General features: G+C 40.9%; 18 protein-coding genes and 3 pseudogenes. 15 read left to right on the top strand and 6 right to left on the bottom strand.

The features are described 5' to 3' along the window. Nucleotides 1-479: 479 nt before the first annotated feature. Complete coding sequence (locus tag ABJV04_RS01565) at nt 480-1,523, bottom strand: IS110 family transposase (protein ID WP_348489353.1); 1,044 nt, start codon at nt 1,521-1,523, stop codon at nt 480-482. An 838-nt stretch (nt 1,524-2,361) separates the two neighbouring features. Between ABJV04_RS01565 and ABJV04_RS01560 the strand changes: the two genes are divergently transcribed. The 9 genes and pseudogenes from ABJV04_RS01560 (at nt 2,362) to ABJV04_RS01520 (ending at nt 12,890) form a co-directional block, all read left to right on the top strand. Further along, nucleotides 2,362-2,958 (top strand): hypothetical protein, encoded by a 597-nt coding sequence (locus ABJV04_RS01560; RefSeq protein ID WP_348489352.1) that lies wholly within the window; start codon nt 2,362-2,364, stop codon nt 2,956-2,958. A gap of 1 nt (nt 2,959) precedes the next feature. Next, a complete protein-coding gene (locus tag ABJV04_RS01555) occupies nt 2,960-4,966 on the top strand; it encodes a hypothetical protein (RefSeq protein ID WP_348489351.1) in 2,007 nt (668 codons plus the stop codon). Next, nucleotides 4,959-5,849 (top strand): ATP-binding protein, encoded by an 891-nt coding sequence (locus ABJV04_RS01550; protein WP_348489350.1) that lies wholly within the window; start codon nt 4,959-4,961, stop codon nt 5,847-5,849. Before ABJV04_RS01555 ends, ABJV04_RS01550 begins: the two co-directional genes overlap by 8 nt. Further along, nucleotides 5,849-6,874 (top strand): hypothetical protein, encoded by a 1,026-nt coding sequence (locus ABJV04_RS01545; protein WP_348489349.1) that lies wholly within the window; start codon nt 5,849-5,851, stop codon nt 6,872-6,874. The genes ABJV04_RS01550 and ABJV04_RS01545 overlap by 1 nt, the downstream gene beginning before the upstream one ends. A gap of 259 nt (nt 6,875-7,133) precedes the next feature. Beyond that, nucleotides 7,134-7,419 (top strand): annotated as a pseudogene (locus ABJV04_RS01540) (IS110 family transposase); the annotation flags it as partial. After that, nucleotides 7,401-7,539, top strand: a pseudogene (locus ABJV04_RS01535) (IS3 family transposase); the annotation flags it as partial. The pseudogenes ABJV04_RS01540 and ABJV04_RS01535, both read left to right, overlap by 19 nt. Nucleotides 7,540-8,743: 1,204 nt before the next feature. After that, a complete protein-coding gene (locus tag ABJV04_RS01530) occupies nt 8,744-9,247 on the top strand; it encodes a hypothetical protein (protein WP_348489348.1) in 504 nt (167 codons plus the stop codon). A gap of 8 nt (nt 9,248-9,255) precedes the next feature. Next, entirely contained in the window at nt 9,256-9,441 is a 186-nt protein-coding gene (locus ABJV04_RS01525; RefSeq protein ID WP_348489347.1) for a hypothetical protein, read from the top strand. Between the two features lie 17 nt (nt 9,442-9,458). Beyond that, a complete protein-coding gene (locus ABJV04_RS01520; RefSeq protein ID WP_348489346.1) occupies nt 9,459-12,890 on the top strand; it encodes a tetratricopeptide repeat protein in 3,432 nt (1,143 codons plus the stop codon). Nucleotides 12,891-13,355: 465 nt separating this feature from the next. On the opposite strand, the pseudogene ABJV04_RS01515 reads toward ABJV04_RS01520, so the two are convergent. The 3 genes and pseudogenes from ABJV04_RS01515 to ABJV04_RS01505 all read right to left on the bottom strand — a co-directional run. Beyond that, nucleotides 13,356-13,505 (bottom strand): annotated as a pseudogene (locus ABJV04_RS01515) (IS110 family transposase); the annotation flags it as partial. Between the two features lie 1,000 nt (nt 13,506-14,505). Next, nucleotides 14,506-16,770, bottom strand: coding sequence for a catalase/peroxidase HPI (gene katG / locus ABJV04_RS01510; RefSeq protein ID WP_348489345.1), 2,265 nt, complete (start codon nt 16,768-16,770; stop codon nt 14,506-14,508). A 664-nt stretch (nt 16,771-17,434) separates the two neighbouring features. Then, nucleotides 17,435-18,079 (bottom strand): GNAT family N-acetyltransferase, encoded by a 645-nt coding sequence (locus ABJV04_RS01505; RefSeq protein WP_348489344.1) that lies wholly within the window; start codon nt 18,077-18,079, stop codon nt 17,435-17,437. A 278-nt stretch (nt 18,080-18,357) separates the two neighbouring features. On the opposite strand from ABJV04_RS01505, the gene ABJV04_RS01500 reads away from it, so the two are divergent. Further along, nucleotides 18,358-18,588, top strand: a complete 231-nt coding sequence (locus ABJV04_RS01500) for a DUF2789 family protein (RefSeq protein ID WP_348489343.1) — start codon at nt 18,358-18,360, stop codon at nt 18,586-18,588. A gap of 70 nt (nt 18,589-18,658) precedes the next feature. Here ABJV04_RS01500 and ABJV04_RS01495 read toward each other — a convergent pair whose 3' ends face one another. Beyond that, nucleotides 18,659-19,021 (bottom strand): DUF3192 domain-containing protein, encoded by a 363-nt coding sequence (locus tag ABJV04_RS01495; protein WP_348489342.1) that lies wholly within the window; start codon nt 19,019-19,021, stop codon nt 18,659-18,661. 161 nt (nt 19,022-19,182) lie between these two features. On the opposite strand from ABJV04_RS01495, the gene ABJV04_RS01490 reads away from it, so the two are divergent. After that, the gene (locus tag ABJV04_RS01490; RefSeq protein ID WP_348489341.1) at nt 19,183-19,479 is read left to right on the top strand and encodes a hypothetical protein; all 297 of its coding nucleotides are present in this window, start codon (nt 19,183-19,185) and stop codon (nt 19,477-19,479) included. 86 nt (nt 19,480-19,565) lie between these two features. Here the strand turns inward: ABJV04_RS01490 and syd are convergent, their stop codons facing one another. Then, entirely contained in the window at nt 19,566-20,108 is a 543-nt protein-coding gene (syd, locus tag ABJV04_RS01485; RefSeq protein WP_348489340.1) for a SecY-interacting protein, read from the bottom strand. A 166-nt stretch (nt 20,109-20,274) separates the two neighbouring features. On the opposite strand from syd, the gene queF reads away from it, so the two are divergent. The 4 genes from queF (at nt 20,275) to ABJV04_RS01465 (ending at nt 24,712) form a co-directional block, all read left to right on the top strand. Further along, a complete protein-coding gene (queF, locus tag ABJV04_RS01480) occupies nt 20,275-21,126 on the top strand; it encodes an NADPH-dependent 7-cyano-7-deazaguanine reductase QueF (protein WP_348489339.1) in 852 nt (283 codons plus the stop codon). 20 nt (nt 21,127-21,146) lie between these two features. Continuing rightward, complete coding sequence (ppnN, locus tag ABJV04_RS01475; protein WP_348489338.1) at nt 21,147-22,502, top strand: nucleotide 5'-monophosphate nucleosidase PpnN; 1,356 nt, start codon at nt 21,147-21,149, stop codon at nt 22,500-22,502. 88 nt (nt 22,503-22,590) lie between these two features. Next, nucleotides 22,591-22,965, top strand: coding sequence for a DUF3192 domain-containing protein (locus ABJV04_RS01470; protein ID WP_348489337.1), 375 nt, complete (start codon nt 22,591-22,593; stop codon nt 22,963-22,965). 34 nt (nt 22,966-22,999) lie between these two features. Beyond that, nucleotides 23,000-24,712, top strand: coding sequence for a hypothetical protein (locus tag ABJV04_RS01465; protein WP_348489336.1), 1,713 nt, complete (start codon nt 23,000-23,002; stop codon nt 24,710-24,712). Nucleotides 24,713-24,761: the final 49 nt, after the last annotated feature.

The raw sequence follows: 24,761 nt of genomic DNA, 5'->3' as shown, positions 1-24,761 counted from the left end.
TAACACATATGAGCCTCAGGTTAGTCAATAGGTATTAGTGTGCTTTTGATCTTTCTTTCAGATCAATCCAAATCTCTGAGCTAAGCGGTTTACTTCATCTGTCTTTGTGACTATTAGGCAATCGCCTACAGCAAACACATATAGAGGCTCTCTTATGCGAGCTCATCGCAGCCTGCATTTTCAATATCCATATTAATATCAGGGGCACTAGACATTCATCGGTTAACCCAACACCGGCACTATTCAAGAGTAGGACTAGATAAATCTGTCAGTTAGTTTCAGGCTCAGGTTAGGTGTAAACGATTTAGTTCAGAGTATTGATGCACGCCCATCCGATGTCTAATCAAGCAATGTAGCTGCCTAGCGGTGGCATATAAACAATGTCTAAGGGTTTTCGTAAACCAGTGATTAAGTCACCACTATTTATTGATGCTCTGCTTAAGGCGCTAGTTAGACGTTCAGCTCACCGGATGGCGTGACTAACCTACTAAAAATCGTTTTTCATCAAATACCTTTTGTCGTTTTAGCATAAAGTAAACACAGCGACCAAGTTTGTGAGCTAGGGCAGATAACGCTTTGGCTTTGCTCATGCGTTTTTGTAGTTGGTTTAAATATGCACGGGCTTTGTCATTGCCACGCAAGTAAAGTACGGCCATTTCGGAGAATGCCCATTTAAGATGAGCGTTACCGATTTTATTCCCTTGGGTGCCATAGGTTTTACCTGCTGATTCGGCTTTACATTTTACCAAACGGGAATAAGATGCGAATTTTTGGACACTATCAAAGCGACTGATATCACCTATTTCATATAAAATAGTGAGGGCGAGTATTTGACCCACGCCAGTAATAGATTTGAGTAAGTAATAGTCTCTGGCGTTATGTTGTTTAGCTTGTTTTTCAATAAACCATTCGACTTGGCGTAATTCAGTTTCGATATGGCCGACCATGTTTAAATCGATATCGACATTACGTTGTACAGATATATCATCAAATACATCGGACATTTTATCCCTTGAAGCTGGGTAGCGTAGATTAAGGGAATGAGGACGATAGTTATATTGGCTAACGGTATTAGACACATGCGCTTTTAAGTCAGCCCCAAAACGCACCAGTTTAGTTCTGCGACGAAGTAAATCACGGGTAGCCCGTAATTCATTGGGGTAGTTATAGGCTAATGGAAAGTTGCCGCCGCGTAACAATTTAGCAATCTTAAATGAATCAATTTTGTCATTCTTGGTTTTACCGCCATGTATGGCTTTCATATACAAGGCGTGACCTAATACGAAATCAATAGCATGCTGTCTACATAGGTCACTTACCCAATACCAGCAATGCATGCATTCTACGCCAACAACGATATTACCCAAATAGGGAGTTAATAACGTGAGTAGTTGTTCAGGGGAGTCCTTTATCTTTTTATGTACCAGCACCTCACTTTTATCATCAATAATGCAGACATAAAGTAGGCGAGCGTGTAAATCAATTCCACAATAGTATGGATGTGTATTAGTATAAAAGTTCATTGAGCTTCTCCGTTTGGTTTTGTCACCTATCAGAGTAGTTGAAAAGTTACGCTGATTGGGGAGGCTCAATGAGTATCAAGTCAAAGCACTCGGACGCAGCGTAGTTGCGTCAGTGTTTGAGGCGTCGGTATGACTCCCTTTGTCAATAAAAACCGAGTGTCTTCTTGTCATTTTTTCGGTCCATAATTAGTTTATTCTTGCACTTAAATAAAATGAATGCATTTTTAACGGAAGAGATTTACTTGATATATGATGGTACTGAAATTATTGAAATACCTACAGATAACAAAGCATCAGTCGAGCTTACAAACGGCGTTAATTTTGAAACCAAAGATATAGAAATAGAGCGGCTCAAACTGTCTAATAAAGACTAGTTGATTCAAAGTTCCCCCTATTCCAATAAAAAACCTCAAAAAAATTAGTAAATTTTTCCGAAAATTGAAAATTAAAACCTTTATCTCAATGAATTTATTAAAAAATCTAGCTTAAAAGTCTTCTTTCATTGGAACTGACTTAGATATTTATCATAACTTTAGAAAGGGTGACTAACTAACTCTATTTTATGTTTAAAACCGTGTCCTAAATTTTATAAACCCACTTCAAAACAAACATAAGCCATTGACTATTAGCAAATAAAAAAAGAAGTCAATCAATAATAAAATAAAGCAACAGCTCAGACCAGTATACCGCAACAAGTTGTAATAAGTTGTAATAAACTCATATCTCAGACCCGAATTACAAGGATAAGCAGAACTTGCGCTTTTCACAAAGCCAACCTTTAATAATAGACAAGGATGAACAAAGGGCCAAGAAATCCTCGAAAATTTTTGGGTGAAAAATGAAAGGCAAAAAGAAGTACGGTAAACATCGTTCAAAACATACCATCAACTTTTACAGCGATAAAAACCGCTGCCATGTGTGGTGTGAATCATTCCTAGAACGCAAGTATGCGCTACATTGTGAGTTCGATGAGTCAGTCGTATGCTACACCACGCAACCAGAATACTTTTCCGTTTTCGGCAAACGCTATACTCCAGACTTTCTCGTCTGTTACCAGTCAGGCCACGCAGAGTACGTCGAAGTCAAACATACCTCTTACATGCGCGATGACTTTTTCCAGAAACACAAACATCGGAAACGGTCTATCTATGAGATGACCAAGCTCGACCTAATTTTAGTGAGTGAACAGGATTTTAATGGAGTTGAGTCCCAAAACTACGAGCTACTTAATCCCTATAAGCAAATTGATACTACTGAACTACTCACCGACATTAAGCTTTTTCCTAAACGACTAACCTTTTCTAAGTTTGAAAAAGCCATTGAGAAACTAAGCGGTGCCACAAAAGCGCATGCGTGGGCGTTGGTGGCAAAGCATCACTATCGATTCGATGTATTTCGGCCTTTCGATGCAGACTCAATGTTGATGAGGGCGTGAGATGTTACATCAACCTGTCACCGGTGACATTTATTACGATCAGGACCACCGTGCGTTTAGTCTAGCTTACTACGATGGTCAGCAAGCGCTACTTAAACCTCGCTTTCATTCAACAGGTGAGCTAGGTTTACATCTATCCAAAGACGCTCTCGACGAGCAGATAGAGAATGGGGCTCTCATTCCCCAATATTCTATGCGACACGAGGTGCAAGCCCTCTCGAGCTATCAAAAAAGAGAGATAGAAAAACGACGCCCTTATATTACCGAGCTAGAAAAGCTCGTAAAGTCAGGTATGGGGCCTACAACACAGAAAACACTGAATAAACTTAAGCAAATTGTTCACGACCAACACCATATTGGTCTTAATAAATTCGGGTATTCGACCATCGCTCGATGGTGGAAAGCGTATAAAGAATCCGATTTCATTTTAGAAAATTCGGTTAACGAACGAAAAAGTCAACCTAAACGGATAGATGCCGTCAGTGAAAGCTTTCTAAATATATTCGCCACTAACCACTGGGTAAAAAGTGGAATTGAGAATGTCGCCGCAGGCTATCGATTGTATGAAAAAGCCGTTGCAGAAAAATGTAGCCAAAGCGAACCGGTAGCGCTACTCAGCCTATCAACATTTACGCGACGAGTAAGTTCATTTAATGAGTTCGAAATCATCTTAAATTCCGGCAACTACAGCGCTATAAAAAAGGCACTGAGAACGCTTTGTAAAAAGATAGAGACAAAACGCGTGCTGGAACGTGTCGAATTGGACAGAATGTCCCTCAACTTAGCACTGATTGATGAAAATGAAGTCCCGACTGGAAATGTCAGTATATACATCGCCATTGACTGCCATTCACGCTATCCAGTCAGTGTGACCTTCGAGCTTGGCACGAACGAAGACACCGAAGGAACCGTTCGCTCATTTAAACGAATATTTGAGAAAACCAGCAATAAGCTTTCTGCGCACGGTGTCCCTGCAAAAATCGTTGTTGATAACGGCTCTGGCTACAAATCAGAAGCCTTAAAACAGATTGTCCAACGGATCGGTGCTGAACTAATTAAAGCGCCGTCAAACGAACCATGGCGCAAGCCTTTTGTGGAGTCATTCATTGGTACATTACGAAAGGAGTTCTTTGAAGGTTCTTCTTTTGATGGCCCAAGCGGAGAAGTCATTATTGGCGTTCCAGGTTACAAAGGAAAACGCACAGCTAAGACAACTAAGCCGCCTTCTGAGGAGACGATAAAAAAAGCGGCAAGACTGGAGATAAACGAATTTGGCGATTTACTCCATGACTACTTAGTAGATTATGTTAATCAACCTCACTCCGGCTTGAAGGGAAAAACGCCACAGCAAGTGTGGAACGAATCAATAGAGAAGCAACCCACTATTCCTGTCAATATAGAACAACTATTTATTGCCTGTCATTATCTTGAGGCCTGTCCAAAATTAATGGAGCGCGGAACGGTGCAAGTAAACAAACAAGTCTTTGCAGATCCCCGTCTCAAGCAATGTTACTTAGATGCGAAAACACTCGACCCACACCAAGATATGTCAGTGATAGTGAAATTTGACCCTGATGATGCACGTTGGGTCACTGTTATCGCTAGATTCGACTGTTTTGACACTCCGAAAACTATCGCAAAAGTGGAAAATCGTGCGTTATCAGAAACAGAACTTGAAGTCGCTATCTCATTTGATGAACTCAATGCAGGAACAGACGGCCTACCGAGACGACGAGACATCGCAACCCGAAAAATTAAACGGTTAGTTAATCAGAAATCTAGACACCAAAGCAGCGGAAAGGAAACCGAGTCAGCCAAAAAAAATGCCGCAAAGGGATTATCAGTCGAAGAGCGGATTAAGGAAAGTAACAAGCGTTATGCGCACAGCCCTGTTAAACGGCGGCAATCTTTTTCTCAAAAGGAGCAAAAAAAAGAGGCTAGCCAAACAACTCAGCGTGTTAATACTGGCTTGAGAGCAGAACAGCAAACGCTGAAGTGGGATGAATAAAACAATGTTTGACCACCCATCCCTTAATCAATGTAATGCGCTCTTAAAACGTGTTCATCATAAACGTTTCGACGCAAATTTCTCTCTGCTCATCACAGGATTAAGTGGTACGGGAAAGTCCTATTTTGCTGCCTCATATCTAAAACAATACCCTTCATCTAACACACCAGAACTGAAAGTACGCCCTGTCGTCTACGTCAAGCTAACTGAGACGCGGACGGCTGTCGATTTACTTCTACAAATTGTAAAGGCATTTACCAATGTTGTTGGGAACAATGTTAACAAAGCGCATTTTGTTCAAGATAGACTGACAGTATTGTTACGCGAGCACAGAGTCGAGTTAATCATTATTGATGAAGTTCAAGAGTGTTTGACTGATATTGATGGCATCACCAGTCAGCGCATGGCAAAGCAAATTGCAGCGCTACTCGATAACAACCCGAATATAGCTCTTATGATGTTAGGTACGCCCGTCGCAGGAAGGCTACTTAGACTCAAGTATGGGAAATCGACTGAAAGACTCAAGGGAGAAGAGCAACTCTCTAGACGCTTTATGGCAGAACAGCAACTGCAAATTATTCCCTCTCGATGCCAGTGCTGGATCAACTGTTGTAATTACTTTGCCAAAAAATACAGGTTCCCCACCTTCAGTTTGGACGATAAACAATTGTTGAATAGGCTGCATATTGCAACTGAAGGAAGAATGGGACTGCTGAATAAACTGTTTTCCGTCGCTCAAATATTCGAACAGTCCCATTTCCCTAAAAAGCTCGAAGACGCTTATTTAGCTAGCATCAACTCATCAGCCTTTAATCCATTTAATACCGATATGCTTGGCGATGATGACATTTTAGCATTACTTGAATCCAGAGAGTTCCAGTAGTGCTTTCAGTCCTACCATCGCTGATAGATGATGAAAGCTTGATCAGCCTTATACTTCGAACAACAATTCGCAATGGCTTTACCTCAGAGCGAGATTGGATGGATGCAAAGTGCTTTGATGCAATAACCAGAGAAAAATTAAGCGCTAAACAGCGCAGCGCTTTAAATGAACTCATTCACATACCAAAGCCTGTTATTAACAATAAGCCCGATATAATTTATTCACCGCTCTTTACCTGCAACGACTCCGACTTACCTAGAATATGCCCACAGTGTGTTATCGAGACGGGCTATCTAAAGCAAGCGTGGAGCGCCATAAGCAACCTTTATTGTGAGAGGCATAGACTGGCATTAACCGATGTATGTCATCACTGTGGAACAAAATTACAATGGTCTGTCGCACTATTAAGCAACACTTGCCCTAATGAGTATTGCGCTAAGCAGTTAACCAGCGCACCGGTTAAAGAAGAAATCGCAGAGCTATTCATCGATGAGATTTGCGATTGTTTACTTGCGGACTTGTTGTTATCTAACACTTTTACCACTTATCTATCACATAAAGCCCGCCCACACTTTAAAGATCTACACGCCACTTTAATACGAGGAATAGCATTGCTTACTGATAAACCTCGATTTCAAAATTTTGTTCAGCAATTGATTGGTAGCGAAAGTCCATTTTCTCGTTTACCTGTAAAATATCAACTCTTCCCGTTGCGCCTTTTGACTAGACATTTAAAAGCTAATTGGCCCATAGAACAGTGGGTAGCTAATGCATTAGAGACGGCACCGTATCATCAGTCACCGAGTGTGAACATTGATGAGTTCATTGTTACAGTAGAAGACGCGGTGAAGTTGTTATCTATACCGAAAACGCTTTTGATAAGCACCATTCCTGAGCTTTCGGATAAAAAGACAATCCCGTCGACATTACGGGTCAACGTTGCTCATCTTATTGGCGGAAAGATCAGCGATAAACTCAAAGCGTTTTCCTCTTCTGACGAAATAATAACTGATGGTGAACAATAAGAGATCTCAATATGAACTCAGTCCATCCACAGTTTTGTCGGTCGCTTTGTCTACTGCTTTTGCAACGGGTTTAATTCCCATCAAATCTAGACTTTTCTCTTCTTCCATAATCAACTCTCTAAACTAGATGGAAACATAGACACAATGACTCCCTTTATTAATGCTAGCCTCCGCTTTTTCGTGGGTTAGCTAAAAGCCACCAGAGCGCTGGCCGGAACCCAAATTAGTTTGCTAAAGACTAAATCATTTGTAGGCTAGCATGAACAAACATAGCATAATTTTTTTTAGCATTGGATACTCACAAAGAATTTAACGAAGTGGCTTATTACGAAGAACAAAGAGAGGCCGTACCTATGCGCTATGGTCGTATTCCATCTTCTAAAGTCAGTATCAAAAAGCTTATCCGCCAGTTTGAATCTAAATACCCAGGTGCAACATTACATGTTGTCTATGGAGCAGGACCTTGTGGCTATTGGATTTACAGATTGATTACCAGTTTAGGGCATTGTTGTTATGTCGGTGCCCCGTCTCTCATTCCGACAGAGGCCCGCAGTACACCTGTGATGATTATCGTGAGCTGTTATGGTATTCAATGCAGCATGGGTGGCCGAGGAAACTGCTATGATAATGCAGTGGTAGAGAGCTTTTTTGGCGTCTTGAAACGCGCGAGCCAATCATCCTGAAACAATAGATTATGTAAAATGGAGCACGACGAAACACAGCTTCACCGCCTGATGAGACGATTCCATATTACCTGCAATTACCTGCAATTACCTGATAATAAATAATTATGTGATTTTAGGTAATTGTATAAAAAAACGCATCTCAATTAAGAAAACAGTAGGATTGAGAGATATAATTCAAGCTGTAAAGCTTTTTCAAGTTATTGACTTAACTTATAAAAATCCCCTACACCTTTTTCCTTTATTATTCTTAATTTTTTGTAAATTAAGGCATCCCACTGAATATTCTATTATCAGTGGTTTAAGGGTAAATAAAGAGTTCTCTTTAAATGATAAGAAAGTATTAAACGGAGACTTTGAATATAAAACCAAACTATAACAAAAAGTTCACACTACAAGTAAACATCTAAATTACGAAACAGAATCTCATGAAATAATGACATTAATTTAAAGTTTCAAACGTCTTCATGGTACTCGTTTAAAAGATGCATTGGATCTTTCTGAAGAAAGTAGCATCGTTTGTACGATAGCAGAAAAGCATCTTAAACGAAGAGAGCTGGATAATGTTTTTGATTTTTCTAATTACACGACTATAGTATTTCAAGTCGGTCAATTATCTAAATGATTTAATCTTTAAAAATTCAACCAAACCGCGAAAGCTAGTTAAGAGGTTGTTAGTGATACAAAACCTAATCCAAACGGCCATTTCTATCCAATTATGTAATCTCTGCCTGGTGGTAATTGTTAGGTTCACGAACCAAACTTGACTGACGGCAATGAGATGGTTTAGGCGACTGATTTTTTGATCTTTTAATGTCCGCTAATCGCTCGAAGCTGTCCCTCTCCGCAGTGCCATTTGCAGACGGTGGCTTGTCTTATTTTGAATGATCACTTTGTAGGTTTTGAAGTCGTTGAATTAGCAGAATAACAGCGATATCTTTGAGCGATCAACAGTCGTTTGAAAAAAGGAATAACGCGATCTGCATACTGTGTAAAGCTGCCGTTCATATTTGGACCACTCGACGGCAGACTTGAGTGATTTATAGTCTTTCAACCTTAATTATCATGCAACTTTATACTTAGCTGCCGTTCATGCTAAAAACATTAAGTAGCAATCTTAACGCGGGTTTATTTACTAACGCTTTAACGATAGTATATTTAACATTCATGCACAAAGGATTTGCTCATGTCACATACCACTCAAAAGCGCATTAGTGTTAAAACGCCCACTAAAACCAAAGCTGATGAAGTGCTGGAAGAAAGCTTTTACAAAGAGCTCGCTGGACAAGCCGAGCGCTTGGATAACTTCGCTTTAGGCCTAATTAAACTTCAGTTAGCTATCCCTGCTTTATATGCAGGTATCCTTAAACTGCTGGATGTCAAAGAAGTGGACATTACAACTACAACAGTCAAAACCATTTCAATAGTACCAGATGTAAGCAATTTGCTGTTCATTTTCACCCCTTGGTTTGTTGCGTTGTGCCTTAGTTTTTTAGCTTTATTTCCAATGAAGCATTATGACGTGAAAACTAACCCCATTATTGAGCCGCTCCCTGATAAGCCAAAAGGCGCAATCGCGATTAATGCATATTTGCACTTCTCTGCACTGCGTAAATTTCGTCTGTTAGTAATTTCTAGCTTTCTCACCTTTTTAGGTATAGCAGTAGCCGTGTTTGGTAGCTTTTTATAGGAGTTATTATGTCATTTGAAATTCGATACTACACCTGCCCACACTGCAAGCGCAAGCCACATATTCGCTTCACTGAGGACATGAAAGGAAAAATCATAGAAATCGAATGTGAGTTTTGTTTGCACGCGTTTGAGATTGACGAGAAAAACACTCCTCAAGCTCAGCCAGATACCCACCCAATCAATCGCGAATGAACGTTACAGGGAAGCGCATGACACCCCCAACTTTTCTTATTCCTTTAGACCATCAGTTTCTTGCGGTTAATGCTCACTTGGTTGAACAATCGAGCCAACTTGCACAAGCCTATCAAACGAAAACAACTATAATTGAAGATGAAGTATTAGCGTCAATTGGGGCAAGCTTGTGGCAAGCAGTAGATTGTGAGGCTGAATTTACGCGCCATGAGCAAACCAGCGGTCAAGCGGCGTTAAATATTGTTATCGAAAGTCATGAGCCCACGGTATTGAGTTTAGCCTGGGAAACTCTGTATCACCCTGAATTTGGTTTTTTGGGGCGCTCAGAGCATTTTACGCTATCGCGCCGCCTACCGATGCAGCCTACACCCAACTTACCCGCTCCTGAGTGCACACCGTTACGTATCCTATTATTTGCCGCCATGCCCATGGATTTAGGCGAGCACGGGCGCTTACAGATTGAAGAAGAAAAAGCCAATATTCTTCAGGCTGTGACTCCTTTGGAAGAGCTGGGACAGGTTACGCTAATTAGCCCTGATGACGGACGCTTTGAAAGTTTCAAACAAGCACTGCAAGCGCATCAGCCACATTTGATCTATTTAAGCGGCCACGGCTCCTTACAGCACAACGCGGTAGATAATACTTATCAGGGTCAGTTTCTCTTTGAAGACAACCACGCCAATAGTTTAGGGGTGAGTGAGGATGATTTAGTTGCATGCTTCAACAACACCCATGTTCAGGCCATTGTATTATCCGCCTGTGAAAGCGGGAAATTTGATGCGCGAGAACTTAATAATGGCCTAAGCACTCGTCTTGCACAAAAAGGTATTCCTCACGTGATTGGGATGCGTGAGTCCATTTTGGACAATGCCGGTTTAGAATTTGCGGCGACGTTTTTACAGCAGATTGCCAACAAACATTCTGTCGCCACGGCACTTCAAGATGCACGTCGTGCCATCAAAACACATATCAGCGGCTATGTTACCCGTGAGCAGCAAAATAACCCTATCCGCACGGCTATTACTAAACAGCAATGGTGTTTACCCAGTTTAATAAGCCATGAAATATCGCAGCCATTAGTGGATTGGTCTTTCACACCTGAGCCAAAAGAATACGTAATTAGTTTTAATGACAGTATGGACAATATCAGCCTCCCTGAGCAGTTCTTAGGCCGTAAGCGAGAGTTGTACACACTATCGCAACCTTTACTCGATGGCACTCAAAAACAACTGCTGTTAACCGCAGCAGGCGGCATGGGGAAAACCGCACTCGCCGGTAAACTTTGCCAACAGTTAAAGCAAGCAGGATTTGAAGTATTTGCCTATTCAGCACGTGAAGGCAATCGATGGTCAGACTTCGTAACTGACTTAGAGTTTGCCTTAGAAGCCAGTCACGCAACACGGTACGATGAAAGAAAAGCGCGAATGAGCGAAACACAACAAGCGCAAACACTGCTTAAATATCTCCTCGCCCAGCATCAGGGCAAAGTGGTGTTATTTCTGGATAACTTAGAATCTATCCAAGACCTGCAAAGCCGCGAGTTAACTGACGATGAACTAAAGTTTTGGATATCGGTTGCGCAAACACTCACGACACAAGGGCTGCGTATCATCCTTACTTCGCGCTGGTGCCTTCCAGGATGGGAAGGTGACGTGCATTACGATTTAGAAAAACCGGCTTATAGCGACTTCATTGCGTTTGCTCGTCAACGGGGTTTACTCAACACGCTTACTGAGCATCGAAAAAGCCATGAAGTGTACGATGTATTAGGCGGTAACTTCCGTGCGTTCGAATTTTTTGTCAATGCTTCCAAAACGATGGATATAGCGGAGGCTAACGACTTTTTAAGTGCCCTCAATCAAGCCAAAGATGAAAGCCAGACAGACATGGCGCTGGAAAAAGTGCTTAGCCAGCTCAGTGAACGAGAAAAGTCACTACTTGCGCGCATACTCGCCTACCCAACAGCTGTGCCAATTAAAGGTATCTCCGTTGTCGCGTTAAAAGTGATACCCCCACTTTCCGAAAAAGGCGAGCATGTAGATGCTATTCGAGCGCTCGCCAATGTGTCGCTGGTAGAGCGTATTTATAACAATGAATTTATGGAAACCGAATATCAGGTAGCGCCAATAGTAAAAGATTATTTAATACAGCGCGGCCAGAAGACACCTATCGAAACACTAAAAGCCGCGGCGCTGTATTTGTATAACGACTTGCTCAAGCAAAGGCCAAGTCTGGATTTAGCGTTGCTAATTCATGCTGCCTTAACGAATGCCGATGAAGCAGAGGTAGCACAGCAGTTGCTTCTCAACGTAATCACAGGAGCATTGAACCGAGCCGGTCTATATCACAGTTTGTTAAATGAATATCTTATTCCTTCATTAACCTTAACCCTTCCTGACAAAATACTCGCAGAAACACTAGGCCAAATTGGAAAACAGTATCATCATGTCGGCAGTTATGATAAAGCGCTGACCTACTTCAAACAGTCTCTCGCTATAAGACAGGAAATCGGCGATAAGTCGGGGGAAGGCACCACCCTCAATAATATCTCGCAAATTTATGACGCACGGGGTGACTACGAGACCGCGCTGACCTACCTCAAACAGTCTCTCGCTATTGTACAGGAAATCGGCGATAAGTCGGGGGAAGGCACCACCCTCAATAACATAGCAACTACTGCTCATGCACGGGGTGACTACGAGACCGCGCTGACCTACTTCAAACAGTCTCTCGCTATAAGACAGGAAATCGGCGATAAGTCGGGGGAAGGCACCACCCTCAATAACATAGCAACTACTGCTCATGCACGGGGTGACTACGAGACCGCGCTGACCTACCTCAAGCAGTCTCTCGCTATTGTACAGGAAGTCGGCGATAAGTCGGGGGAAGGTACCACCCTCAATAATATCTCGCAAATATTTAATGCACGGGGTGACCACGAGACCGCGCTGACCTACCTCAAGCAGTCTCTCGCTATTGTACAGGAAATCGGCGATAAGTCGGGGGAAGGTACCACCCTCAATAATATCTCGCAAATATTTAAGGCACGGGGTGACTACGATAGCGCGCTGACCTACCTCAAACAGTCTCTCGCTATAAGACAGGAAATCGGCGATAAGTCGGGGGAAGGCACCACCCTCAATAATATCTCGCAAATATTTAAGGCACGGGGTGACTACGAGACCGCGCTGACCTACCTCAAACAGTCTCTCGCTATTCAACAGGAAATCGGCGATAAGTCGGGTTTATGTGCAACCTTATTTAATATAGGGCATATTCATTATCAGAATGGTGAAAAACATCAAGCTGTGGAAGATTGGGGCTCTGTTTATGTTATCGCCAAAGAAATTGGGAATGATCAGGCATTACAAGCGTTGGAAGGGCTTGCGCCACAAATAGGACTGGAAGATGGTATTGCTGGCTGGGAAACGCTTGTAAAACACCGATAAGTAAAAGAAAACTAAAGGATTACCATGAAACAAATGTCTACAACGTGTACTGCAAAAAAACAAAAATATGGTCTAGGTATACTCACCAATTGGTGTTTCTTTAGGTTGTTCTTGAATGTCCGGTCTTTTTCTAGTTAGCGCATTTTTAATATATTGATAGACCGCAATTGGCACTTTATTGTTAATTAATATCGAAAAAATCAACAAAAGCCTAAGTCTGCTATCGCCCAAGAGTACACATTCGCTAAATGATTTTCTTACAGCAGCATTTGGCACAAACTCGCTGTCCAAATTTGAGAAGCTGGACGGCTGCTCATTGTCTTAAACAGAATTTGGAGGCTAAATTAACCAAAGTTCTCTTCACACCCTGAGTCATTCAACAGGAGTTTTATGTTGCTAATAGTGAGAATTTCTCTCTTTAAGGGTTTTTAAATATTTTGACTCATCATAGGGTGTTCTTGTCTACCAGCATTTATAAACAATTCTGATCCACTTGTAGGCAAGTTCTCTCACTGCCGATTGATGATACTTACCTTTTGAGCGTGGCTTCTCGCAGTACAAACCCGCCCAATAAGATTAACTTGCACTTTTGACGGACGATTCTATAAAGCTTTGCTATGTTTGAGCTTATTTATTAGGAATAAAGTTTCTTCAAAGCCTTTATCGCTTCAAGCGATTAAATTCTGGCTTCGTTTCGAATTTACTAATAGGTTTGTTTAAGGGATAAATCGCTTATGAGAATGAGATTTTCGACAAGAATTCTCTTGTCGAAAGAAAATAATAATTATGGAGCTCTCCAAGTCCCCTTTCACGCTCTACATCCTGTTGAAAGAGATTCTCGTTCAAGAATTAATTACCTTCAAGTTTACTCACTCTTGAAAGCCAATATGTAGTCTGGCAACAAACTACAGGTTATGTTCTATGATTCTCTCACGTAAAGCTTTTCTATTTACGGGGATAATACACATTCAGCTGAAAGTTAAGTGACAGCTTTGTATACCGGACGTAAGCACTTTACCTCTATTCAAGCAAAAACCATCTATCGACCAGTCGAAAATTCAACCAATGTTTGTCATCCTATCATCCAAATAGCACATTCAAGGATGATACCGTTGCTGGCAATAGAGCGACACCGCCCAGAAAACACTTTGCTGTATCAACTGGTCAAGCGGCATTACCCTGAGTTCAAAGAAACATTATATCACTTATACATAGTAGGACTGATTGCTAGTAGGTTTGAAACTTTCAATACCAATGGAGTAGTAACGTAAGGCACTAACGGCAGTCCTTTTCACAAATATCACCAAAACCTCCCTTTATAAAACACAAAACCATCCTTAAAGACAGCTGTAACCATGGGTAGTGTGCAGCGTTAATTTATCTTATACTCGATTTAATGAGATAGATTTGCGAGCGGAAAAATGTAAATATTTCGTGTGTTTTACCTTATTAATCGTATAAGGAACTGATAAGCCAAATATTCTTTCTTGTTAATATGTATGTGAGTAGAGAAGCAAAGTATTGCACACTGGTTTTTACGATTATAAAAAAGATTGCCATGAGCATATCAAACTCACAGCAATCTCCCCTCACTTAAATTTTAAATACGCAACGCTTAACGTCCTAAGTTCATGACTTTAGTCCAAGCCGCAATAAAATCTTTCACAAACTTCTCTTTGGAGGTGTCAAAAGCATACACTTCGGCAACTGCTCGTAGCTCAGAATTTGAACCAAATATTAAGTCAACTGACGTTGCTGTCCATTTAGTTTCACTTGTTTCACGGTCTAATCCTTGGTATATACCCTCTTTGGACGATTTTTCCCAAACAGTAGACATATCGAGCAGATTCACAAAGTAATCGTTTGTTAAGGTATTTGTGTTATCGGTAAATACGCCATGTTTGGAATTTTTATGATTGGCGCCTAGCGTACGCAAGCCCCCAATCAATACCGTCATTTCAGGGACAGACAAGTCCAGCTGGTCGGCTTTATCCACGAGCATTTCGGTTGATGATTTATAACTATTATCAGCGTCAAAATAGTTGCGGAAACCATCAGAGCTTAACTCAAGCAAGCTAAACGAATTAGTATCGGTTTGCTCCTGCGAAGCATCGCCTCGACCCGGGTTGAAAGGAACTTCAACATCATACCCAGCATCATTTGCAGCTTTTTCGATTGCTGCAGAGCCACCAAGAACAATGAGGTCTGCAAGTGACACTTTATCGCTGTTAAAAAATCCGCCATTTACGTCATCTTGGATTTCTTTCAACACTTTAATTACTTTAGCAACCTCGTCTGGGTTATTTATTGCCCATTGGTTTTGAGGCGCTAATGCGATGCGTGCTCCATTTGTTCCACCGCGCATGTCTGAATCACGATAGTTTGCAGCCGATGCCCAAGCAACACGAACAAGTTCTGCTATGCTTAAGCCCGAATCCAAAATATCAGCTTTGATTTTATTTGCATCGTCTTGATCAATAGTAGACTGGGTATCTTCAGATACAGGGTCTGTCCAAATTAGTATGTCTTTAGGTACCTCTTCCCCTAAATAATTACTCGTAGGACCCATATCTCTGTGAGTTAATTTGTACCATGCCTTAGCAAACGCTAATTGATACTCTTTAGGATCAGCTAAAAAACGCTCTGCTATTTTGCGATACTCTGGATCAAATTTTAACGCAAGGTCAGCAGTGGTCATAACGGGAGGATTCTTTTTATCTTTCACATGTGCATCGGGCACACTATTGTGCATAGATTCGTCGGTAGGTATCCACTGTATCGCGCCAGCAGGGCTGCGAGTTTGTTTCCATTCTAAGTTTAATAGATTTTTTAGGTAAAGTGATGTCCAACGAGTGGGAGCTTGTGTCCATGCGCCTTCTAAACCACTCGTAATGGTGTCTTCAGAATGACCTTTACCGCAATTGTTCTTCCACCCTAAACCTTGCTCTTCAACGCCTGCAGCGCCTGGCTCAGCTTCTAAGCAATTAGTGGGTTTGTGAGCACCGTGCATCTTCCCGAAAGTATGTCCTCCAGCGATAAGCGCGAGAGTTTCTTCGTCGTTCATTGCCATACGCGAAAATGCAACACGAATGTTTTTAGCCGAACCTACAGGATCGGGGACACCGCGAGGACCTTCGGGATTTACATAAATAAGACCCATGTGAGTCGCGCCTAAGGGGCGTTGTAATTTACCATCTCGATCTTCGCGGTCACTCGCTAGCATTTCAACTTCTGGACCCCAATACACTATATCGGGCTCCCAGTCATCGGCGCGACCGCCAGCAAAACCGTAGGTTTCAAACCCCATATTTTCTAAGGCTACATTTCCTGCTAGAACGATTAAATCTGACCATGAAAGTGCTTCACCGTATTTTTGTTTAATAGGCCATAATAGACGGCGAGCTTTGTCTAAGTTTCCATTGTCGGGCCAACTGTTGAGAGGATCAAAACGTTGTTGACCTCCACCCGCACCACCACGACCATCTAGCGTTCGATACGTGCCTGCACTGTGCCATGTCATGCGAATAAAAAACGGACCATAGTTTCCAAAATCGGCGGGCCACCAATCTTGCGACTCTGTTAGCACTTTATTGATATCAGCTTTTGCTGCCTGTAAATCTAGCTCACTAAATGCTTTTGCATAGTCAAAATCTGGACCGTAAGGATTAGAACGTTCGTCGTGATCGCGTAATGACGATAGATCAAGTTGATCAGGCCACCAAAATGCATTACTTCTTACTTGATTTAATTTAGCTACGCCTTCACCCATTGGTCCCTTAGGTTTAGATATTTCGTCCGACTGAGCATAAGCACCACTCATTAACGAGACACCCATTACGCTGGCAATGACAGTTTTGATAAACGTATGTTTAGTTTTCATTGATATATCCTCAAGTTACGCTCAGTTGTTTGTAATTATTGAACGCTAATTTGGTCATAATTAACTATCGCTTTCACCCGAGTACGCATTTTGTGTGCAGTGCGAATAATCGTGAGTGAAACATTTACGCACATGTTACTTTGTTAAGCATTTGTTAATAGTAGAGTGGCTTGTGGAAAAGTGTGTTGAATAAAAGCGATTGCCTTAATCGGAAAATCGAATGAAAAATACTGTGGGTGTCTATTTAACGATGTGATGAAAGCCCAGCCAGTTTTTCGTAATAGATATCCTGGGGGGTGTTTAACGGTCTAGTTGCCTTGGACACTTCGTTTCGAATTTACTAATAGGTTTGTTTGAGGGATAAAGCGATTATGAGAGTGGGATTTTCGACAAGAATTCTCTTGTCGAAAGAAAATAATAATTATGCAGCTCTCCAAGTCCTCTTTCACGCTCTACATCCTGTTGAAAGAGATTCTCGTTTCGAATGACGATTGCCATGGGGCTAATTAGTTTAAGGAGGAGTAATTTAAAATTTTGTCAATTTCAATTGTTACATGCTTAAAAGTACAACAATGACGACATTGCAAATCTTAAGGTAGAGGGGATTAAGAGAAGAAAAGCACCAGTTACTGAGGTTTTCTTCTCTTAAGTAATGAAGCGATATTTATGCTGAACGAGGTTTAAACATGATTTGGCCATTAATACGAGACACTTTGAGTTCTTCTATGTGTTGATATTTCCCGTCATCAAAAAACGACAAACATTTAGGTAAAGTTACATAAACACCCACACCTTCACTTTTCTCTTCTTCAAGAACAATACTATCAATAGCGCTCATTAGAACATGTCCAAGACCCCGATGTTGATGATCAGGATGCACACCTATGAACGATAACATATGATATTTTTCATGGGGAATACGCTCCCTCACACGCTGTTCTTTTTCAATCATTTGCTTTGTGCCAATGTAGCCTGCTGTAAGCAACATCTTCAAACGCCAATGCCAAAACCGATCAGGGTTAAAGGCACTATCAGGTTTAATTAAACAAGCCACCGCCAATAATCGATCACTTTCAAACAACCCTATCATCGGCTGCTTAGCGCTCCAAAATGCATTCAATTCTTCTCGAATTGCCCCTCGTAAACGAGATTCATAACCTTCTTTTTCTGAATCGAAGATGTCTAAAAACAACGGATCATCATGATAAGCTTGGTACAAAATTGAAGCTGCGATCTTTAGATCTTCAGCAGCAAGGTAGACAGCTTTGATGGTATCCAATGGGTTTATGTCTTGTGCAGTATTTGACATAGCTCGACTCTCTTCAATTAGGAAACTTCACTTTACATAAATATTAACCACTTGTTAACAACTCATTAAACTAAACAGCAAACAATTTAAGCTATTTTGTGCTGAATAGGTTGATTTATAGCCTATTCCCCCCAAGACTTAAAGAGACGATGGTAAAAGTATCCAAGGCATAAAAGATATTAACTAGGTGAAAAGCAACAACTCTAAGTATCTAATTAATTAGCAAGGTACTAAATTGACGACCCGTTGAAAATAGAATTTCATATAGGAGACAGCACATGTTAACTGAAAATTTAGAATTGAAAGACTTGTTTCTACAACTAGGCTTAGCAAATGATGATGAGTCTATTGAGCGCTTTATTGCTGAACATAAAGGTTTAGATAAATCGATAAAACTTGAAGAGGCCACTTTTTGGACCCAGGCTCAGTCGACTTTTATTCGGCAATCCTTTTTTGAAGATGCGGAATGGACAGAGTTAATCGATCAGTTAGACAATCGTTTACGATAATCTAACTGGCTAGCCAAGTTTGTAGCTTGGCTAGTTACAGCCCAACGATGCCGGGCTGTAGTTTGCAAACTTAAATGTTTTGGTAAGCAGAGTCGCCCCATCCGATTAGGTTGCCATTTTTGAATACCAATGGAGTGCATTCATCTTTAGTGGTAACACCATCACCTTCTCGACGCTGCGTGCGATAAAACAAAACGTTTATCTCGTCGTTATTTTGTTGGTATAGCTCACTAAAATCTGGTGTACCGAGACGGCTTCTAATATCTGCAATAGCTGTATTTGACTCTAATCTTGCAATTGCCTTTCTATTCTTGCGCTCTTTTTGTTCCCAGTCAGATTGATAGGAATAATCCCCTTCACCACCAACCGATATAACACACCCAGATAAGGTAAGAGGTAAGACTAATGCTGCAGCAACAAGTATTTTTTTCATTTTAAGTTCCTTGAAGTTTTAATTTTATTGTTTACATGCAGTCCACTATACAAAATTGAGGCCAAAAACTAAGTCATTGATATATAACAACATATATTAATGCATGTGTTCGTCAATACAGTTAAAATAGCCACATTGACTAATAATTAGTGTTTTTCATCATGTCAAATCAGCACCAGTACATTGCTTCACTGTGTAAAAATTTAAAATCTAAAGGAAAAGCGCCAAGTGTGGCGTTAATTAAAAAAGCATCTAACCGGCCATTACCATTACGGGAAGTTATTGATGTTTTAAGGCGCTGGCAAGACGAGCCAGAGCAGTTTGCGGATCTAATTGAAGATGATGTTCCCATGCAGAAACCAACCGATTTAGCACAACATGTAAATCAGTTAGAAAAACGCATCGCATTATTGGAACAGCAGGTGTTGAGCCTAACCCAAGCTTTGAAACAATCATAATCGTTGATTATCCTACACCTGTAGGCGGTGGCTTTAGCCCCGCAAAGTGAATGAAATGTTCATCTAACCATGGCCTGAAGGCCATGCTACAGGCGTGGGGTGAGCTGTTGGATAAATTCGATTAATGAATTCGCTAGGGTCTCCTGCGGCTCTAACCCTATCTGTTCCAACATGACCCGCCCTGTTTCATTGTGCACACTCACAATAAAATCGTCTTCGTCTGTGATGGCAAAAAACAGCGTATCTTCTTGCCCTAAACGTCTTTTCATCAACACATGAGCCACTAAATTTTGTTGTAATCGTTCAAAATCATCATCGTTCCAAGGCATCAATAATTGCAGGTTCCCCCTTGGAGTTTGAGCATTTAGATTATCACTCCAAAAGCAGGTATAGTAATCCTTAAGTTGTTCATCCATTTTAATTTCAAGGGCTTTTTCAAAGTGTTCGAAGTGCCTGTCACTGGTTTGTTTAACCGGTAACCATGGGATCCATTCATCTTGCTCTCCTTTTTGCTGATAGCATTTTGATGGCCAATTTTCATCGAACTGAATAACCAATGGATGTTGATTACGTTGATGACAATCGACATATTCAGAAACAAAATTTTGTAGTGCCGAATCAATGCTCACAGACTACACTTCCTTATATTTAAATTAAGATGACTTGAAACAAACGAAGTGAATACCAATTATCTGCGGTAATATGCGAAACGAATCTGATAGTGGCGTAATTGCGTAACAACAATCATCAAAAAGGTATTTACACTGCTCAAGTATTGTATAACGAGAAGACTAAATGACAAATAAAACCGATGAGATAAGTAATGCATCTCCGGCACTAGAAAAACTAACACTGGGTAAAACAGTTGAATATGTGCAAACCTATTCTCCGGAACTCCTGCAGGCAGTGCCCCGCAGTTTAAGTCGAGATACCATCGGATTAACTGGAAGCTTGCCATTTACCGGCGAAGATATCTGGAATGCATATGAGCTATCTTGGCTCAACATGCGAGGAAAACCGCAAGTTGCAATAATGCAATGTATTGTTCCGTTTGACTCGCCGCATTTAATTGAATCAAAAAGCTTTAAATTATATTTAAACAGCTTTAATCAATCTAAAATCGAATCCATACAAACGTTAACGAACACCCTGACGTCAGATTTATCAAATTGCGCTGGAAAGTCAGTACAAGTAAAAATAATTTTGCCGAAGGATTTTGCTAGTCAAAAAATTGAAGATTTGCCTGGTGAAAATATTGATGATCAAGACATAGAGTTTACTGATTACCAATTAGACGCCTCAGCATTAAAAACTACATCGAAGCAAGTGAGTGAAACACTGTGTAGTAACCTGCTTAAATCCAATTGCCTGATCACTAATCAACCCGATTGGGGAAGTATTATGATCCGCTACTCAGGTGCTCAAATTGACCAAGAATCACTGCTACGCTATCTAATTTCATTTCGCCTGCACAATGAATTTCATGAACAATGTGTAGAGCGAATTTTTCAAGATATAAAGCATTACTGCAAACCATCAAAGTTAACCGTTTATGCACGCTACACTCGCCGCGGAGGGCTTGATATCAATCCCTTCAGAAGTGATTTTGAATCTGCATACAACATTGCACGACAGGCTCGCCAGTAAGTTCGGAAATAGGACAATCTATGCTATCAATTCAATTAAACCCAGTTGGCCCTTTAAGTCAATTGTCGCAGTACGAAGTAGATAGGCTTAAACAATCAGTCAATAGTGATCTCTATAAATTATTTAGAAACTGTTGTTTAGCAGTATTAAACTCAGGCGTGGAAGAAGATGATTTCGAACAGCTTTTTACCCCCTATGAAGATTTCGAAGTTAATCTGATAAGACGTGAGCGTGGCGTTAAAATCGAACTAGTCAATCCACCCGCCGTAGCATTCGTTGACGGGCAATTAATCAAAGGTGTGCACGAACACTTATTTGCCGTACTCAGAGATATTTTACATATGGGAGTGAAATATCGGCTCAATGAAGCCCATGTTACACAATCTAAAGATTTGACCGACATAGTGTTTGATATGTTACGTCATGCTGAAGTTATTAAAGTAGGCAGCGATCCGAATATGGTGGTTTGCTGGGGTGGTCACTCAATTGGCGAAGTAGAATATAAATACACCAAAGAAGTGGGTTACCAACTCGGTTTGAGAGAAATGAACATTTGTACCGGCTGTGGTCCAGGAGCGATGAAAGGCCCAATGAAAGGGGCTGCAATTGGACACGCGAAACAACGCTACAAAACCGGCCGCTATTTAGGAATGACTGAACCATCAATTATTGCCGCCGAGCCGCCAAACGCCATTGTTAATGAACTGGTTATCATGCCAGATATTGAAAAACGGTTAGAAGCTTTTGTGCGTATTGCCCATGCAATTGTCATTTTTCCAGGAGGCGTAGGCACCGCTGAAGAGTTATTATATTTGTTGGGTGTCATGTTAAATGAAGAAAACCGCGAACAAATCGTACCAATTATTTTAACTGGGCCAGCTCAAAGTAAAGATTACTTTGAATCTATTGATAAATTTGTGGGGGAAACCTTAGGTCCAGAAGCACAGTCGTTATATGAAATAGTAGTGGATGATGCGGTTAAAGTTGCGCAAAAAATAAAAAGCCAGCAACTCGATGTGCGCACTCATCGACGTAACACCGGCGATTCCTATTTATTTAATTGGCTACTAAAAATTGAACCGGAATTTCAAAAACCCTTTGAGCCTACCCATCAAAGCATGCAAGAACTAAATTTGCATTTTTCGCAGCCTAAAGCCGAACTTGCAGCCGCGTTACGTAAAGCTTTTTCGGGAATAGTGGCTGGAAATGTGAAATCCGAAGGTATCACGCAAATACGAAAGCATGGCCCTTTCAAAATCAATGGCGATCCTAAATTGATGAATATGCTCGACACTTTACTGCAATCATTTGTAAAACAACAACGTATGAAGCTTCCTGGTAGCGACTATAGCCCTTGTTATCAGGTAATAACCTAAGGCAGGCTATAGGCTTTTCACGTTTAGTAGCCTTTATTCATCAGTGTGATTTGATTACCATAGGGACAATTAATCTTGAGAAATAATTATGAATAGTAAAGTAATACAACGTATCGGAATTGGCGTATTTATCTACGTATCTCTGGTTGTAGTGCTGATATTGTTTAACCCAGACGATACCTCCAGTATGGGATGGGAAGATCGTCAGGAATACAATAAAGTTCAGTTAACTAAAATCAAAATTGGTGATCTTCGTTCAAGTATTGTTGAACTATTGGGGCCACCAGATATTAGTGAAGCCAAACAAGTAGGTGACGCACAGTTACAAGTGATGTTTTACCGAACTACTTGGAACCAATCAGATGGTATAACCACCCAAGATGAGTGCACCCCACTGCTATTTCAAGATGATAAATTAATTGCCTGGGGTGATGGCACTTACCAAAGTTACTTAAAGCGCTAGTGACTCACTCCTGCTCCCTAGAGTTTATTGAAACATGCCAACCCAAGGTGTAATAAAAGCCTTTGGGCAGGTTTCCACCGTACTTGATGAAGTGCGGCAGAACCCCGTTGGACCAGAACAGATTAAACGGATTGTTAAAGTTTCAGAACACTTTCTAGCGGCCTTTAAGCTCGCTCCTGATATCTTTGTTGCCCAACCTTTATTATATAAATCCAGAAGTAGTTTCTTAAATAATTTCGTCTTCAATGGCATGGTCTATTGCGCACTTCTTTGCAATCGAGGGCGGATTAATGACTTATGCTGCCAACAGTTATTAAGCTGTTTACTCTCACTATATTGCGAACGTCAGGAAGATCTAGAAAGCTTTTTTCAACAAAACAAACGTCCCTCGCACCACCGCAAAAGTGTACGGCTACTACAAATTCTAGATAAAGCTAATCTGCAAACATGGATGGATGGCTATCAAATTTACAAATGGCTTTTTTCCAAGTTTGAAAATAACCGTTCTTGGCCTTTAACGTTAACCAAAAACCAGCACATTATTTTGTTAGCACACCAACTTGCATCACGGATCACCCCGAGTAAATCTAAAAAGCCCATGCATTTTTCCTCGGCGTTACGAAAACTCGTGCAAAGCTCACCAGAACGTTATTTAACAGGGTTAGATGGCTTGTTAGAATACCCTGCTCTGCTTTGCCCTGGTTCTTTAATTAAACTAAACAATCAAGATCCTGCAATAGTGTTAAGTGTTGCCGAAGACAAAGTACTAGTGGTTATGATTAAGGCCGATGACAGTGACGCCCCGCAATTTAAACGGGTATATAAGGATAATATTCATCACGTTTCAGGAACTCAAAAGGTATCAGGTTTTAGCCAGATTCAGCGATGGTGGAATATAAATTGGCAATTGGAAAAGGCTGACTGTTTAGATCCAATAGGCAGTAACTTTCCGTTAGACAAGCCACCGGCATTGCTACTTGAGGTACAAAAGCACTTAAATAGTGGTTCCGTCGATATCGACAAATTGGCATTACAAATCAATTCAGAACCAGCTTTTGCGGAATACTTAAAACAAACCGCGACAATATCAAATAGGAACAAGCTTCCCATTCAGCAAGTTAAACACGGACTAATGATGCACGGTTATGTGAAAGCAAACTCTATGCTTATTCAACAAGCCCTGTTATTGCGATTAAATCAAAGTTACTTTCCGTTACAACAAAACTTCACTCAGTTCATACGTTTAGCCAGTCAAATTGCCGCTAACCTTACGAGCCAGAATGAACACTTAACGCCTGAAGAAGCGTCCACTTTATTATGTTTTGCTTGTAGCGGATTATTTACCCAACCCGCCCTCAAAACTCGTACTAAATGGAACCTTAGTTTAGAACGGCAGCAAGATATTTGCTGTCTATTCGATTTTCGTCAGCCAGAAACATTACGTAGTCACAGTTTAAAATTGTGCCAAGCATGGCAACAACCCAAATTGTATGCAGAAGCAATTGTGGCTAATGGTCAAAGTTCAGATGAACTGCCTAAAAATCCGATTCTGAAAACCATGATCATGACACTCGGCTTGAGTCTTTTATTAGCCAGAAAAGTTTATTTTTGTGAACAGGTTTTAAATGATGAATCTCGCGATTTTTATACCCAAAGTTTAAAGTTTTTTAAATTAAATGAACAAAACGTTAGTGAATTGTTAGCCAACTCTCTTCAACACAGTCACAGCTACTGTGCTTTGCCTTAAAATCCATAAATTCAGCAGCAATCATGTGGAAATCGTCGTAATACATGGA

The sequence above is a fragment of the Aliiglaciecola sp. genome (assembly GCF_039982535.1).
Taxonomy (GTDB): Bacteria; Pseudomonadota; Gammaproteobacteria; order Enterobacterales; family Alteromonadaceae; genus Aliiglaciecola.
The sequence above is the reverse complement of the archived record's forward strand: the minus strand, read 5'-3'. Positions and strand labels throughout refer to the sequence as shown.